Here is a 14,557-nt window from a genome sequence, read left to right on the forward strand (position 1 = left end):
ATGGGCGACCTTGATCAGCATATCAAACGCATTAATTCCAAACTTCAGCAACTGCTGAAGAACTACCAGCAACTGCAAAAGGATAACCAACGGCAAACTGCTTTAATAGAAGAACTGAAGAAAACCAAAGAAACCAATACCATGCAAATAGCCACCCTGAAGGAACAACTCGGCATTCTAAAAGCGGCAACCGGGAAAATGAATGAAACGGACAAGAAAGAATTTGAAAAGAATATCAACCGCTATATCCGTGATATTGATAAATGCATCAGTATATTAAGTGAATGATCATGGCAGAACTCATACCCATAAATATCGTAATTGCTGACCGGTCTTACCGGATCAAGACCGATCCTTCCGATGAACAAGCCATTCGCCGTACCCTGAAGACGATCAATGACAAGATCATCGAATTCAAGACCCAGTTTTCCGGCAAGGATATGCAGGATTATGTGGCCATGGTGTTAATATGGTATGCCACCCAAACAAAGGCCGACGGCAATCCTGAACTGGAAAAAGAAATGGCCGAAGTCCTCCAAAAAATAGAGCAACAACTGGATAAGGCTGTTTAAGAACCCTTTTCTCACAAGTTCGTCCGGCCGTTATGTCATATTCTCCAAACAAATTACCTATCTTCGTAGGCTAAACAACTCACTGGCATTCCGGAACATCCCGGAGGGAAAAGAGAGTATTTATATGATTTTGAACCGATTTAAAACAGACAAATTCAATGGAACCGATAATATTATACATTATCATTGGCGCAGCCGCACTCATACTGGGCTTAGTACTGGGTAAACTGGTATTTGCAAAGAACACTAAAAACCAAATTGCAGAAGCCGGGCAGCAGGCTCAAAAGATCATCGCCGACGGCCAGTTACAGGCCGAAACCCTTAAAAAGGAAAAACTTTTAGAAGCGAAGGAAAAATTCGTTCAGCTCAAGGCTGATCACGACCGGGAGGTTATGCAGCGTAACCAGAAACTTTCTGAAGCAGAAAACCGCATCAAGCAAAAGGAACAGGCCCTTAACCAAAAGGACCAGAACCTGGAAAAGCACATTAAGGATAATGAGGCCATCAAGGAAAACCTGAATCGCCAGATAGAGATCGTAAATATCAAGCGTACTGAACTGGAGAAGCACCAGGAAGAACATATACGCCGCCTGGAGAAGGTGGCTGGCCTTTCAGCAGAAGATGCAAAGGCTCAATTAATAGAAAGCCTTAAACAGGAGGCCCAGACCAAAGCGCTGGTAATACAGCAGGAAATCATCGAAGAAGCCAAACTGAAGGCCAATAAGGAAGCCCGCAAGATTGTTATTCAAACCATACAGCGTACAGCCGCCGAGCAAGCGATAGAAAATGCCATTACCGTTTTCAACCTGGAGAGTGACGAGATCAAGGGTTCGATCATTGGCCGGGAAGGAAGGAATATCCGTGCCATTGAAGCTGCTACCGGTGTTGACCTGATCGTGGATGACACACCCGAAGCCATCGTGCTTTCTTCTTTCGATCCGTTGCGCCGTGAAATTGCACGTCTTTCCTTGCAACGTTTGGTTGCCGACGGCCGTATTCACCCGGCACGTATTGAGGAAGTGGTTGAAAAGACCAAAAAACAGATCGATGACCAGGTAATGGAAATTGGTGAGCGTACGGCCATGGAACTGGGCGTACATGGTTTGCATAAAGAACTGATAAGAATGGTAGGCCGCATGCGCTTTCGTTCATCCTATGGCCAAAACCTGCTGATGCACAGCCGGGAAACAGCCAACCTCTGTGCCATTATGGCTTCAGAATTAGGTCTGAACCCCAAATTGGCTAAACGGGCGGGCCTGCTCCATGATATTGGAAAAGTACCGGACGAGGAAACAGAACTGAGCCATGCTTTACTGGGTGCAAAACTGGCTGAAAAATATGGCGAAAATCCGGCAGTGGTCAATGCCATAGGTGCCCACCACGACGAAATGGAGATGCAATATGTTATCTCGCCCATTATCCAGGCTTGCGACGCCATAAGCGGGGCAAGGCCGGGTGCAAGGCGTGAGATCATGCAGCAATACATCCAGCGGATAAAGGACCTGGAAAACCTGGCAATGGCCTATACGGGAGTGGAAAAAGCCTATGCGATACAGGCAGGCAGGGAGTTACGGGTCATTGTGGAAGCCGATAAAGTGACCGACGGGGATAGCGATAAACTGAGTTTTGAGATAGCACAGAAAATTCAGACGGAAATGACCTTCCCGGGACAGATAAAAGTGACCGTTATTCGTGAGAAAAGGTCAGTGAATGTAGCGAGGTAAAAATATTCAATATTCAATAGTCAATATTCAATATTTACCCCTACCTTTGCCGTCCGTTAAAATTAAAGAGCATGAACGCAGTATCATTTGTTCACGAGCAATTAGGCACAAAAGCCAAGGCCTCACTACCGAAATTCAAAGCCGGTGACAATGTAACCGTAAATTATAAGATCCTTGAGGGCAATAAAGAACGTATCCAGAGCTTCAAAGGCGATGTTATTAAACGCCAGGGAGTTGGTGCAACTGCCTCATTTACAGTACGTAAAATGAGTGATGGGGTTGGTGTTGAACGTTTATTCCCCGTATTCTCGCCAAATATCGAAAGTGTGGTGCTGAATAAAGTGGGTAAAGTGAAAAGGTCTAAGCTGTTTTTCCTGCGTGAAAGGAGTGGAAAAAGTGCCCGTATCAGGGAAAAAAGAATGGCTGTGGCTAAAAAATAACCTGATATTACTAATTAACAATATTTCAAAAAGCGAAAATCATAAATTTTCGCTTTTTCTTTTAAAAAGTTATGAACTTGGAATTATTGTTGCTATGTTTATGCAAAATTCAATCCTTCGATAAGACATATACCCAAAGTTAATTCTGAAACTTAACTTTTAATTTTAAACCGTCAACCATGAGAAGGATTGTTCTTGCACTCGTTGCAGTATTCACCATTGCTTTATTGTTTTCTTGCGCCCGGGGTATTTCTCCCGAACAGGCGGCCAATGGAAAGGCTAAATGCGGCCGCAATTATATTCGCTGATTATTACTGGTTTTATTTGGTTAACCGCAGGTTAACTTTCCTGTATTTAAATACAGGAAAAGTTATTATTTGGATTATCTTTGCTGTCTAAATTTTAATTATGACTTTATCATTTTTAAACAGCATTCTTCTGCTGTCCATGCCGGGCGGCAGTGAATGGATCCTGATCATTATTGTGGTACTATTAATGTTTGGGGGCAAAAAAATACCCGAGTTGATGAGGGGCATTGGACGTGGCATGCGTGAATTCAACGACGCCAAAAACAATGTGAAAACTGAGATTGAAGAGGGTATGAAAGAAAAAGATAGCAAATAAACAATCCCCTGTCAGATTATTTCGGCTGAAGTGAACCCATTTGCCGGGAACACTTCAGCCGGTTTTTTTAGCCCCGGTTCACTGATCATGTTTTCATTTACCGATATAGCCCGATATCATACCGACCTGCTCAGCAACAAAACCACCTGTGTGGATGCTGTTAAGTACTACCTCCGCCAAATAGAAGAAAACAGGCACCTGAATGCATTCACCGGCGTTTACACGCCGGAAGCGCTTCAATCGGCTAAAGGCCTGGATGAAAAAAGGAAGAATGGGGAGCCTCTCAAAAAACTCCACGGTGTGGTGATCGCCATCAAAGATGTGATCTGCTATAAAGATCATAAGGTCACTGCCGCATCAAAAATACTCGAAGGATTTACCAGTTTATATAACTCAACCGCTGTGCAGCGTTTGCTGGATGAAGATGCCATCCTGATCGGGTCATGCAACTGCGATGAATTTGCCATGGGCAGTTCCAATGAAAACTCTGCTTATGGCAACGTTCTGAATGCGCTCGACAACACCAAGGTTCCGGGCGGTTCTTCCGGTGGCAGTGCCGTAGCTGTTCAGGCAGGTTTATGCATGGCCAGCCTGGGCAGCGACACAGGCGGGTCCGTAAGGCAGCCGGCTGATTTTTGCGGCATCCTTGGTTTAAAACCCTCTTATGGAAGAATTTCACGGCATGGCCTTCTTGCCTATGCTTCTTCCTTCGACCAGGTCGGGATCTTTGGCAACAGTACGGATGATATTGCTTTGCTCCTGGGAGTAATGAGCGGTGCCGACGAATTTGACAGTACGGCTTTGCAGGAAAGAAACAATGATTTCTCCATTTCCCCGGAAGGCAAAGCAACATATAAAATAGCCTATTTTAAAGAAGCGGTTCATCATACCTCCCTGGACCCGGAAATAAGAGACAATATTTTAATGCTGGCCGGATCTTTAAAAAAGGATGGCCATACAGTAACTGAAATTGATTTTAGCCTCCTGGATTATGTGGTACCTGCCTATTATGTACTCACAACCGCAGAAGCCAGCAGCAACCTCAGCAGGTATGATGGGATACGTTATGGGTACCAAACAAGCAAAGGCATTTCAGATTTAACAGACTTTTATAAACGGAACCGGAGCGAAGCATTTGGAAAAGAAGTGCAACGCCGCATCATGCTGGGTACATTTGTTCTAAGCAGTGGCTATTATGACGCATATTTCAGCAAAGCCCAGCAGGTACGACGCTTATTGGTTGACAAAACGAACGCTGTTTTCGCTGATTTTGATGCACTTATGATGCCAACCAGTCCAACCACAGCATTCAGCATCGGGGATAAAAGTAATGATCCCATAGCTATGTACCTCGCGGATATATTTACTGTTTTTGCCAACTTAACAGGTATACCGGGTATTTCTTTACCCCTCTTTAAACACAGCAATGGAATGCCATTTGGCATCCAGATTATGACCAAAAAAACAGATGAGTTAACTTTGCTTGAGGTTTCGGATCACCTCATGAAAAAACACAGGAATAATAAGCCGGCAACTACATGAAAAAAGTCTTTGCACTAACAATCCTTTGGGCTTCCTTACTGCCCGTATATGCCGGCAGCATGGATGTGGAAGGTATCCAGCAGCAAAATGCCGATACAAGTATAACCAATGCCGCTGCCGAAGATTCAATCATTGCAGAAGTATTAAAAACGAAAGCCCCTCCCCAAAAGGAAAAAGTTCAATACTTCAGCCAGGTAACCAGGTATGGTTTTAAAAACCTGTTCGCTCAATATAATTACAACCCGGCATTACCGTATTCATCCCAGGTAAACCCGAACGCCGAAAGTTACATGCAGGATTATTTGAAATCACACAGCGATCATTTGATAAAAATGAAAGGATGGGGTCAGCCTTATTTCAACCTGATCGATAATATTCTTTCCCGCTATGGCCTGCCAAGAGAATTAAAATACCTGGCGGTGATTGAAAGTAATTTAAGACCCGGTGCCACCAGCTGGAAAGGTGCCGGCGGGCCCTGGCAGTTCATGCCGTATACGGCAAGAGATTACGGACTGGTGGTAAACAATTTCCTGGATGAGCGAAGAGATTATTACAAGAGTACACACGCTGCGGCAAGGTACCTGCTCACGTTATACGGCCAAATGCATGACTGGCTGCTGGTAATTGCAGCATACAATGGCGGGCCGGGCCGGGTATATGATGCCATTAAAAAAAGCGGCAGCCGGAATTTCTGGTCGTTGCAATATTATTTACCCGCTGAGAGCAGGAATCACGTAAAAAAATTCATTGCCACACATTATATCATGGAGGGGTCGGGCGGGGTGACTACTACACCCAACCCGGGTGGAGGAAATGGGAGCGCAAATCCATACGACAACAAACCAAAACTTACTGAGGAAGAACTGGCAACAACAGCCACGCAGGCTATTTCCGGAAAATACAATTCGGTGGTGATAACAAAAAACCTGTCCATGGATATTGTACAATTCAACAGGTACAATCCCGATTTTGACAATATGATGGCCAACAACGGAAACTATGATCTCCGTTTGCCTGCTGATAAGATGCAGCTTTTCCTGGCCAATAAATATGTCATACTCAATGAGTGTGTACAATTATTATTGGGTGACAATCCTGTTCCGCCGTCAAATCAAACAACCTACCCCCAGCAAAAAAGCACAAAGAAAAAAAAGAATTCCTGATTTTACAGGAGCACATTGACCATGGCTTCCGCTTTAAGCAAACATTCATCGAACTCATCGGCCGCGTTGCAGTAATAGGTAATTCCGCTACCTGTTTGAAACGAAAGATATTTCCCTTCCGAATTATAGAACATACTACGGATCACAACATTAAAATCAAAATCGCCATGAGGGTCCACATATCCAATGGCACCTGAGAACAATCCCCTCTTCGTTTGTTCATATTGCTCAATCAGTTCCATCACCTTTTTTTTAGGTGCCCCTGTCATGGAGCCCATCGGGAAAGTGGCCTGGATGCAATCGATCCAGTCAACAGGTCCTTCCAGTTCGCCACTTACGGTACTTATCATCTGGTGAACCTGTGGAAAACTGTATAGTCCAAACAGCTCATCTACTTGAACGGTTCCCGGCCTGCAAATACGGCTCAGATCATTTCGAACCAGGTCAACAACCATTACATTCTCACTTTTTTCTTTTTCACTCTTCACCAGGTATTCTTTTGCTGCATCATCCAACGCTTTGTCGCCCGTATTTCTTTTTGAAGTACCCTTGATGGGCTGAGAAAAAACCCGGTTACCGGTCTTTTTCAGGTACCGCTCCGGGCTCGCACACAGGCAAAACCGGTCATTTACCTTATACAAAACAGAAAATGGATTGGGAGATAATTGGGTAAGCCTGTGATAAATGAACAAGGGGTCCAATTCAACACCTGTTGCAAAAAATTCCTGGCAGAAGTTTATCTCGTAACAATCACCCCGTAAAATATGCTGCTGCAATTTTTGAATGATGCTTATATAATCCTCCTTACCGATCTTATGCTGCAGGATCATTTTACCCGGTTTTTCATTACAGGTGGTTGCCGGGCAGGAAATTATTTCACTGTAAACAACCCCAGCATCCCCTTCCCCATATATCTTCATTTCCCGGTCATTCAGTTCCAAAACCCATTCGGGTTCAAAAAAGTGAAGGTCATTGAACCCGACCCTGTCCTCATGATGGGAATACAGCCCCTCCGTTTCATTTTTCAGGTCATATCCAAAATGGCCAAAAAGCCAGTTCCCCTTCTCCTGGCTGTAAAAATCCCGGAGTTGATCAAAGGCATTTCCCGCATTGGCAACTATGTTTCTTTTGCTGCCGGCTGCTACCAGGCATTCGAAAGCAGGAATGGAAAAGTTATAATGAAGGTTATCCAAAAAACAAAAAATGCCGAATCGGTTAACCCAATTCAGCATTTGTATCCTTAAAGTATTAAGATCAGTAACAGGAAAAGAAGTACATTTTTTCACAGGAATGTTTTTCCCCGTTAAAGAAGCCAGCATTAAAAATCATCCTCGTCGTCAAAATCGCCCCCCCCATCCAGGTCGTCAAAACCAAGGTCTTTAAAATCTTCATCCAGTTTGAACTCGTCGTCCTCATCTGCGCCCTTGGGCCCTTTTTTTATACCGGCCTTCTTCCCTTTTGATTTAGGCACATCAAATTCCTCAAAGTCGGGATCCCAGTTGTCATCTTCTTCCGGTGTTTCCCAATCATCGGCAACATCTACGTCCTCCTCCTCATCGTCGTCATCCGCATTTTTTTTAGACGATGATTTCTTTTTGGGAGCAGGCTTTGCATCCATATCCTCGTCCTCATCCAGCTCATCCGCATCGTCGTCGGCCTTCTTGGGTTTAGCGGTTTTTTTGGCTGCAGTAATGACTGTAGCAGCAGATGCTTTTGCCGTTTTCATTTTTGTTTTATCTGATATGAGAACCATAATTCAAAAAAGGGTTAATACTGTAAAATTTCAACGGGTTTTTTAAATAGCCAAAAATATTTCGAACTTTTTTTTATTTTTTTTATGCCAGTATCAACTGGTCTCTGCCAGGGCCGTTGCTGATGTATTTCACGGGTACTCCAAGGTAACCGTTCAGGTATCCGATATATGTTTTCATTTCATTGGGCAGCCCCTCAAAATCACGAATGGAGGATATATCCTGCATCCATCCTTTAAAGGTCTTATACACGGGTTCTATATCAACTTTGTTCATTTGAAAAGGTACAAAATTCTTTTCTTCGCCATTTACCTTGTAGCCGTTGCAAACCTTTAATTCGGCCAGGTTGTCAAGAATATCGGCCTTTGTCATGATGATCTGTGTCACTCCGTTGATCATGCAGGCAAACTGAAGGGCCACCCCGTCGATCCATCCGCAACGGCGTGGGCGGCCGGTAGTACTGCCGAATTCATTTCCCGTTTTGCGGATCAGTTCTCCGGTTTCATCATTCAGTTCTGTAGGAAACGGTCCGCTGCCAACCCGGGTGCAATACGCTTTTGATACGCCAAAAACCTCCCTGATCTTTTGCGGGGCTACCCCTAAACCTGTACAGACACCAGCCGATATGGTATTGCTGCTTGTTACAAACGGGAATGTACCAAAGTCCACATCCAGCATACTGCCCTGTGCGCCTTCCGCCAGAACACGCTGTCCTTTCTGTATTTTTTCGTTGATAAAATATTCCCCGTTAACGATTTTGAAATCCCGCAGAAAATCGAGGGCTTCAAAAAACTCCTCTTCCCAGGCGCTGATATCTTCCTGGAAATTAAAACTGTCGAGCAGGCGCTGGTGCTTGAGACGCAGTTTTATATACTCCGTCGTAAAACTCTTATCAAGCAGGTTACCAACACGGAGCCCGTTGCGCCCTGTTTTATCCATATAGGCCGGACCAATTCCCTTCAGGGTACTTCCGATCTTTTGATTTCCCTTTGAAAGTTCACTGGCTTTATCCAAAGCACGGTGTGTAGGCAAAATAAGGTGTGTCCGTTCGCTGATATAGAGGTTCTTCTTAAAATCAACCCCCATGGCGGCCACATGCCCGCATTCCCTTTTCAGTGTAACTGCATCCAGCACTACCCCGTTACCTATCAGGTTTGTCTTAGACTCATGGAAAATCCCGCTGGGTATCTGGTGAAGCACTATTTTCTTTCCATCCACGTATAATGTATGCCCGGCATTCGGGCCACCCTGGAAACGGGCGATCACATCATAATTTTTAGCAAAATAATCCACGATCTTTCCCTTGCCTTCATCGCCCCACTGCATTCCAAGTATTACGTCTACCATTTCGTATTCAGAATTTATTAGTTGAGATTTACCGGCGGCCTAAGCCCGGTTCGGCGTAAAAATAAAATGAAATAAATCAACCACCTAAAATGATATTGGGTTGTTTGAAAATTGGGGAGAAATGTACAAGGCAGTGTTTGACTAAGCCACTTTCAGCATGCTCAGTTTGCTGCTGCTGAACTTGCGATGGGCATATTCAAGCGTTACCTCAAAGGTTTTCACTTTTTGAGAAGGGAGTTCATACATGGCATCGGTAAGGATACTTTCGCAGATGCTGCGCAGACCACGGGCGCCCAGCTTGTATTCCAGCGCTTTTTCAACCATAAAATCAAGTACAGCCGGTTCAAATCTGAGTTCAATGCCCTCAATTTCAAACAGGCGGGTGAATTGCTTGATGAGTGAGTTTTTGGGCTCGGTCAATATGCTGCGGAGTGTTTCTGCATCCAACGGATTGAGATAGGTAACTACGGGTAAACGGCCCAGCAATTCAGGTATCAATCCAAAATGCTTAAGGTCAACCGCATTTACAAAATGCAGCAGGTTATCGTGCTGGTATTCCTGCAGCTCCTTATTTACATTAAAGCCTATTGCATTGGTATTAACCCGGCGGGCAATGATCTTATCCACGCCGTCGAATGCGCCACCGCAAATGAAAAGGATATTCTGTGTATTTACCTTTATCAGTTTCTGTTCAGGATGTTTGCGCCCCCCCTGTGGCGGAACCAGTACTTCTGTTCCCTCCAGTAATTTCAGCAGGCCCTGCTGCACCCCTTCACCACTAACATCCCTTGTAATGGAAGGATTATCGCTTTTACGGGCGATCTTATCTATCTCATCAATGAATACAATTCCTTTTTCAGCAGCAGCCACATCATAGTTGCACGCCTGCAACAAACGGCTGAGCATACTCTCCACGTCCTCGCCCACATAACCGGCCTCGGTGAACACGGTGGCATCCACAATGGCAAAGGGCACGTTCAGCATCCGGGCTATGGTTTTTGCCAGCAGGGTTTTGCCGGTACCCGTTTCGCCGACCATGATGATATTGCTTTTTTCAATTTCCACATCATTGTCCAGCTTTTGGTTAAGGCGCTTATAATGGTTATATACCGCAACCGACAGTATTTTTTTGGCATCGTCCTGCCCGATCACGTAGTCATCAAGGAATTTTTTTATCTCGATCGGCTTTTTTACACTGAGCTTATGACCCTGTGCATTCTGGTGTTTATTGTCCGAAGAACTACCCAGTTCCTGTTCGATGATCTCCACGGCATGTTCAACACAGTTTTCACAGATATGCCCATCCTGGCCGGCAATGAGTATTTTAACCTCATCACGGCTACGCCCGCAAAATGAACAATGTAGTGTTTGCTGTTTGGCCATATTAGTGTTTTCGTTTACCTGTGTGTTCAAACGACCAGCACAAAGGTAATAAAAGCAAATAATTACAGTGATAAGACAAGCTTTATGTTTATAACGTTGCTTATAATTTATTATGATGAAAAAAGCCTCTAAAAGAGGCTTTTACATATGATTTTGATTTAATTCCCTCAGATTTTGGTCAAAACGGCATCCACAATGCCGTATTCTACAGATTCTTTGGCATCCATCCAGTAATCCCGGTCAAAGTCTTTCATTACCTTTTCAACGGTCTGGCCGCAGTTCTTTGCCAGAATTTCGGCACCCATCAGCTTGGTTTTGCGGATCTGGTCAGCCATGATCTCCAGGTCTGCGCTGGTACCCTGTCCGCCGCCGCTTGGCTGGTGTATCATCACTTCCCCATTCGGGAAAATAAACCGCTTGCCCTTTGCACCACCGCTGAGTAATATACTGCCCATACTGGCAGCCATACCCATGCAAACGGTACTTACCGGGGAACTTATCATCTGCATGGTATCATAAATTACCATACCGCTGGTTACAATGCCACCCGGACTGTTGATATAAAAAGTAATTTCTTTTCCAGGGTCAATGGCTTCCAGGTACATGAGCCTGTTGGTAATGTCCTTTGCACTCTTATCATCCACCACACCCCACAAAAAGACCTTGCGCTGTTCAATAAACTTTTTATCGAATTGCCAGCTGCTCATCATTTTTTCCATCGGGTTCTCCGGCTGAACATCCGGCTTGTCTTCATCATCCATACGGGTAACATTATTCCTGTAGAAATTCATACGAAGTGTTTTTTATTTCTGTTCTTTTTTATTTTTTTCTGGTTGATGAGCAATACTTCATCAAGCAATCCATATTCTTTTGCTTCCATGGCTGTCATCCAGTGGTCACGGTCGCAATCAACAGCCACTTTATCGCTTGGCTGGCCGGTATGAAACGCAATGATCTCGTAAAGTTCTTTCTTCACTTTCTTCACTTCATTAACTGTGATCTCTATATCACTGGCCTGGCCGCCGGCACCGGCACTTGGCTGGTGCATCATGATGCGGCTGTGTTTGAGTGCTGTACGTTTGCCTTTTGCACCCGCACACATCAGCACGGCACCCATACTGGCAGCCATACCGGTACAGATGGTCGCTATATCGGGGGTGATGAACTGCATGGTGTCGTACATCCCCAGTCCTGCATATACTCCGCCACCCGGACAATTGATATACATCTGGATATCCCTGCTGCGGTCAGTGCTTTCCAGGAATAATAACTGGGCTGTAACTATGTTAGCCACTTCATCGTTGATGGGATAACCCAGGAAGATGATCCTGTCCATCATCAACCGGCTGTACACATCCATCACGGCAACATTCATGGGGCGTTCTTCAATGATGTTGGGAGTAAGATTGGTCACATTGTGTTTGATGTATCCATCCAGCATGTTGCTGCTTATTCCCCTGTGCCTGACTGCGTATTTCTCAAATTCTTTTCCAAAATTCATAGTGAGCGATTGCTTTTTTTAAATAATACCTTTAGCAAATATAGTTGATTGTAATGCCTCAAAAATAATTTTGCTTAATCCCTGCTTCTTGACTGGTAGATCAATATGTACTGAACAAGCATGGCGATCGAAGCCAGTGCGGCAACCACATAAGTAAGTGCAGCCCATTTCAAAGCATCCTTTGCCTTTGTGTGCTCCGTATTGGTTGTGATGCGTGCCCCATCAAGCCATTTCAAAGCCCGGGATGAAGCATCAAATTCAACCGGCAATGTAATTACAGAGAAAAGGGTGCTGACGGCAAACAGAACAATGCCTATCAGCAGAACAGTGGGGTTTCCGCCACCAAAGCCAAACATACCCAGGCCTGCGATAATCACCCACTGCGATAAGGTACTGCTGATCTTGACCGCCGGAACTAGCTTGCTCCGCAGCATAAGCATTGAATAAGCGGTGGCATGCTGCACCGCATGCCCGCATTCGTGTGCTGCCACAGCGGCAGCAGACACTGTCCTTCCTTCAAAAACATCCGGGCTGAGATTCACTGTTTTATTTAACGGATTGTAATGGTCGGAAAGAAAACCATCTGCCGAAATAACCTGTACATCATAGATGCCATTATCCTTCAGCATCTTTTCTGCCACTTCCCGGCCACTCATGCCGCTGCTGGTAGCAACCCGGCTGTATTCCGAGAATTTACTTTTTAAACGATACTGAACCAGCATACCGATAAGCATAAATACCACCGATATGGCTATTATTCCAATTGTCATGTTGCTATTTTTCTGTAGGAAATCGCAAACAGCAAGCCAGACCTTTTTTTATGCCATTTCGGCAAGGCAACAAAAAAGAGAGGATCGCTCCTCTCTTTATGCTACTATATTCAGTTTATACTTTTATGCCTTATACTGGCCAGCCAGCCCTGCTGCCAGCTCTGTCATCTTCTTCAGCCCGTCTTCCGGCAAAGCGCCTTTTTTGAATTCAGCCAGGATTTCAGGGTGCTTGTTCTCCATTTCCATCAGGAAGTGCTCTTCGAATGCCTTGACATTCTTTACAGCCACATCCCTCAACAGGCCCTGTGTACCGAGGTAAATAATGGCAACCTGCTTTTCAACGGTCATGGGTGAATACTGTAACTGCTTCAGCACTTCCACGTTTCTTGCGCCCTTGTCAATTACGTTCTTGGTTGCAGCATCCAGGTCGCCGCCAAATTTAGAGAAGGCTTCCAGCTCACGGTAAAGAGCCTGGTCAAGTTTCAGTGTACCTGCTACTTTCTTCATGGATTTGATCTGTGCATTACCACCCACCCGGCTTACCGAGATACCTACGTTGATAGCAGGCCGGATACCGGCGTTGAACAGGTTACCTTCCAGGAATATCTGGCCATCGGTGATGGAGATCACGTTGGTTGGAATGTATGCAGATACGTCACCCGCCTGCGTTTCAATGATCGGCAAAGCCGTCAGGGAACCACCGCCTTTTACCAGGTGCCTGATGGATTCAGGCAGGTCATTCATCTTTTGTGCGATCTCGTCTTTGGAAACCACCTTGGCAGCCCTTTCCAATAAACGGCTGTGCAGGTAGAATACGTCTCCCGGATAAGCTTCACGTCCGGGTGGCCTTCGCAGCAACAGGGAAACCTCCCGGTAAGCCACCGCCTGCTTTGACAGGTCATCATAAATGATCAGGGCAGGACGACCGGTATCCCGGAAGAACTCGCCGATAGCAGCGCCGGCAAATGGTGCATAGAACTGCAACGGGGCAGGATCAGAAGCAGAAGCCGCTACAATGGTCGTGTAAGGCATTGCTCCGTTCTCCTCCAGTGTTTTCATTATACCTGCAATGGTAGAAGCTTTTTGGCCAATGGCCACGTATATGCAATAAACCGGCTTTCCGGCTGCGTAAAATTCTTTTTGATTGATGATGGTATCAACCGCAATGGCGGTTTTACCTGTCTGCCGGTCACCGATGATCAGTTCCCTTTGTCCACGGCCGATGGGGATCATGGCGTCAATTGCCTTGATACCTGTTTGCAGGGGTTCTTTTACGGGTTCCCGGAAGATCACACCCGGCGCCTTACGTTCAAGAGGCATTTCATACAACTCGCCTTTAATGGGGCCCTTGCCATCGATCGGTTCTCCCAGGGTGTTGATCACACGACCGCTCATTCCTTCGCCTACTTTAATGGAGGCGATCTGGCCGGTACGCTTTACTTTATCCCCTTCCTTGATTTCGCTGCTGTCACCCATTAATACCACACCCACATTATCTTCTTCCAGGTTGAGGGCAATGGCTTTTACGCCGTTGTCAAATTCAACCAGTTCACCGGAACGAACATTGTTCAGTCCGTAAACACGGGCAATACCGTCGCCCACCTGTAATACTGTTCCCACTTCCTCCAAACTGGCACTGGCGTTAAAATTGCTCAACTGCTGGCGAAGGATCGCTGAGATCTCGTCTGGCTTGATTTCTACCATAATTATTTAATTGATATGTTTATTAAAAGGCCTTTT

15 protein-coding genes are annotated in these 14,557 nt (G+C 45.3%); 7 read left to right on the top strand and 8 right to left on the bottom strand.

Annotated features, from left to right (window positions below):
- The 7 genes from IPJ02_07120 to IPJ02_07150 all read left to right on the top strand — a co-directional run bounded on the left by IPJ02_07120 (position 1) and on the right by IPJ02_07150 (position 6,065).
- Positions 1–288 carry a hypothetical protein gene (locus IPJ02_07120; protein ID MBK7375317.1) on the top strand — a complete coding sequence of 96 codons (288 nt, stop codon included), beginning with the start codon at positions 1–3 and terminating at the stop codon, positions 286–288.
- Positions 289–290: 2 nt separating this feature from the next.
- Positions 291–572 carry a cell division protein ZapA gene (locus IPJ02_07125; GenBank protein MBK7375318.1) on the top strand — a complete coding sequence of 94 codons (282 nt, stop codon included), beginning with the start codon at positions 291–293 and terminating at the stop codon, positions 570–572.
- A 158-nt stretch (positions 573–730) separates the two neighbouring features.
- Positions 731–2,296: a ribonuclease Y gene (rny, locus tag IPJ02_07130; protein MBK7375319.1), complete on the top strand. Its 1,566-nt coding sequence runs from the start codon at positions 731–733 to the stop codon at positions 2,294–2,296.
- 71 nt (positions 2,297–2,367) lie between these two features.
- Positions 2,368–2,736 carry a 50S ribosomal protein L19 gene (gene rplS, locus IPJ02_07135; protein MBK7375320.1) on the top strand — a complete coding sequence of 123 codons (369 nt, stop codon included), beginning with the start codon at positions 2,368–2,370 and terminating at the stop codon, positions 2,734–2,736.
- A 447-nt stretch (positions 2,737–3,183) separates the two neighbouring features.
- On the top strand, positions 3,184–3,360 hold the full coding sequence (locus IPJ02_07140; protein ID MBK7375321.1) for a twin-arginine translocase TatA/TatE family subunit: 177 nt from the start codon (positions 3,184–3,186) through the stop codon (positions 3,358–3,360).
- An 87-nt stretch (positions 3,361–3,447) separates the two neighbouring features.
- Entirely contained in the window at positions 3,448–4,902 is a 1,455-nt protein-coding gene (gatA, locus tag IPJ02_07145; GenBank protein MBK7375322.1) for an Asp-tRNA(Asn)/Glu-tRNA(Gln) amidotransferase subunit GatA, read from the top strand.
- Positions 4,899–6,065, top strand: a complete 1,167-nt coding sequence (locus tag IPJ02_07150) for a lytic transglycosylase domain-containing protein (GenBank protein MBK7375323.1) — start codon at positions 4,899–4,901, stop codon at positions 6,063–6,065. Before gatA ends, IPJ02_07150 begins: the two co-directional genes overlap by 4 nt.
- Before the next feature lie 2 nt (positions 6,066–6,067).
- Here the strand turns inward: IPJ02_07150 and IPJ02_07155 are convergent, their stop codons facing one another.
- The 8 genes from IPJ02_07155 to IPJ02_07190 all read right to left on the bottom strand — a co-directional run bounded on the left by IPJ02_07155 (position 6,068) and on the right by IPJ02_07190 (position 14,521).
- The gene (locus IPJ02_07155) at positions 6,068–7,297 is read right to left on the bottom strand and encodes an anthranilate synthase component I family protein (protein MBK7375324.1); all 1,230 of its coding nucleotides are present in this window, start codon (positions 7,295–7,297) and stop codon (positions 6,068–6,070) included.
- Between the two features lie 86 nt (positions 7,298–7,383).
- On the bottom strand, positions 7,384–7,791 hold the full coding sequence (locus tag IPJ02_07160) for a hypothetical protein (GenBank protein ID MBK7375325.1): 408 nt from the start codon (positions 7,789–7,791) through the stop codon (positions 7,384–7,386).
- Between the two features lie 109 nt (positions 7,792–7,900).
- Complete coding sequence (locus IPJ02_07165) at positions 7,901–9,163, bottom strand: adenylosuccinate synthase (protein MBK7375326.1); 1,263 nt, start codon at positions 9,161–9,163, stop codon at positions 7,901–7,903.
- Between the two features lie 141 nt (positions 9,164–9,304).
- The gene (clpX, locus tag IPJ02_07170) at positions 9,305–10,546 is read right to left on the bottom strand and encodes an ATP-dependent Clp protease ATP-binding subunit ClpX (GenBank protein ID MBK7375327.1); all 1,242 of its coding nucleotides are present in this window, start codon (positions 10,544–10,546) and stop codon (positions 9,305–9,307) included.
- 167 nt (positions 10,547–10,713) lie between these two features.
- A complete protein-coding gene (locus IPJ02_07175; GenBank protein MBK7375328.1) occupies positions 10,714–11,307 on the bottom strand; it encodes an ATP-dependent Clp protease proteolytic subunit in 594 nt (197 codons plus the stop codon).
- 26 nt (positions 11,308–11,333) lie between these two features.
- Positions 11,334–12,047, bottom strand: coding sequence for an ATP-dependent Clp protease proteolytic subunit (locus IPJ02_07180; GenBank protein ID MBK7375329.1), 714 nt, complete (start codon positions 12,045–12,047; stop codon positions 11,334–11,336).
- Positions 12,048–12,121: 74 nt separating this feature from the next.
- Positions 12,122–12,817 (bottom strand): zinc metallopeptidase, encoded by a 696-nt coding sequence (locus IPJ02_07185; GenBank protein MBK7375330.1) that lies wholly within the window; start codon positions 12,815–12,817, stop codon positions 12,122–12,124.
- 123 nt (positions 12,818–12,940) lie between these two features.
- Positions 12,941–14,521: a F0F1 ATP synthase subunit alpha gene (locus tag IPJ02_07190; GenBank protein ID MBK7375331.1), complete on the bottom strand. Its 1,581-nt coding sequence runs from the start codon at positions 14,519–14,521 to the stop codon at positions 12,941–12,943.
- Positions 14,522–14,557: the final 36 nt, after the last annotated feature.

This window comes from Chitinophagaceae bacterium, assembly GCA_016710165.1.
Lineage (GTDB): Bacteria > Bacteroidota > Bacteroidia > Chitinophagales > Chitinophagaceae > Ferruginibacter.

Excerpts from the sequence above, each read along its gene's own strand:
- IPJ02_07175 (MBK7375328.1), bottom strand. The coding sequence starts at position 11,307 with ATGGATGATGAAGACAAGCCGGATGTTCAGCCGGAGAACCCGATGGAA.
- clpX (MBK7375327.1), bottom strand. The coding sequence starts at position 10,546 with ATGGCCAAACAGCAAACACTACATTGTTCATTTTGCGGGCGTAGCCGT.
- IPJ02_07190 (MBK7375331.1), bottom strand. The coding sequence starts at position 14,521 with ATGGTAGAAATCAAGCCAGACGAGATCTCAGCGATCCTTCGCCAGCAG.
- IPJ02_07160 (MBK7375325.1), bottom strand. The coding sequence starts at position 7,791 with ATGAAAACGGCAAAAGCATCTGCTGCTACAGTCATTACTGCAGCCAAA.
- IPJ02_07185 (MBK7375330.1), bottom strand. The coding sequence starts at position 12,817 with ATGACAATTGGAATAATAGCCATATCGGTGGTATTTATGCTTATCGGT.
- rny (MBK7375319.1), top strand. The coding sequence starts at position 731 with ATGGAACCGATAATATTATACATTATCATTGGCGCAGCCGCACTCATA.
- IPJ02_07125 (MBK7375318.1), top strand. The coding sequence starts at position 291 with ATGGCAGAACTCATACCCATAAATATCGTAATTGCTGACCGGTCTTAC.
- IPJ02_07150 (MBK7375323.1), top strand. The coding sequence starts at position 4,899 with ATGAAAAAAGTCTTTGCACTAACAATCCTTTGGGCTTCCTTACTGCCC.
- IPJ02_07120 (MBK7375317.1), top strand. The coding sequence starts at position 1 with ATGGGCGACCTTGATCAGCATATCAAACGCATTAATTCCAAACTTCAG.
- rplS (MBK7375320.1), top strand. The coding sequence starts at position 2,368 with ATGAACGCAGTATCATTTGTTCACGAGCAATTAGGCACAAAAGCCAAG.
- IPJ02_07165 (MBK7375326.1), bottom strand. The coding sequence starts at position 9,163 with ATGGTAGACGTAATACTTGGAATGCAGTGGGGCGATGAAGGCAAGGGA.
- IPJ02_07140 (MBK7375321.1), top strand. The coding sequence starts at position 3,184 with ATGCCGGGCGGCAGTGAATGGATCCTGATCATTATTGTGGTACTATTA.
- IPJ02_07180 (MBK7375329.1), bottom strand. The coding sequence starts at position 12,047 with ATGAATTTTGGAAAAGAATTTGAGAAATACGCAGTCAGGCACAGGGGA.
- gatA (MBK7375322.1), top strand. The coding sequence starts at position 3,448 with ATGTTTTCATTTACCGATATAGCCCGATATCATACCGACCTGCTCAGC.
- IPJ02_07155 (MBK7375324.1), bottom strand. The coding sequence starts at position 7,297 with ATGCTGAATTGGGTTAACCGATTCGGCATTTTTTGTTTTTTGGATAAC.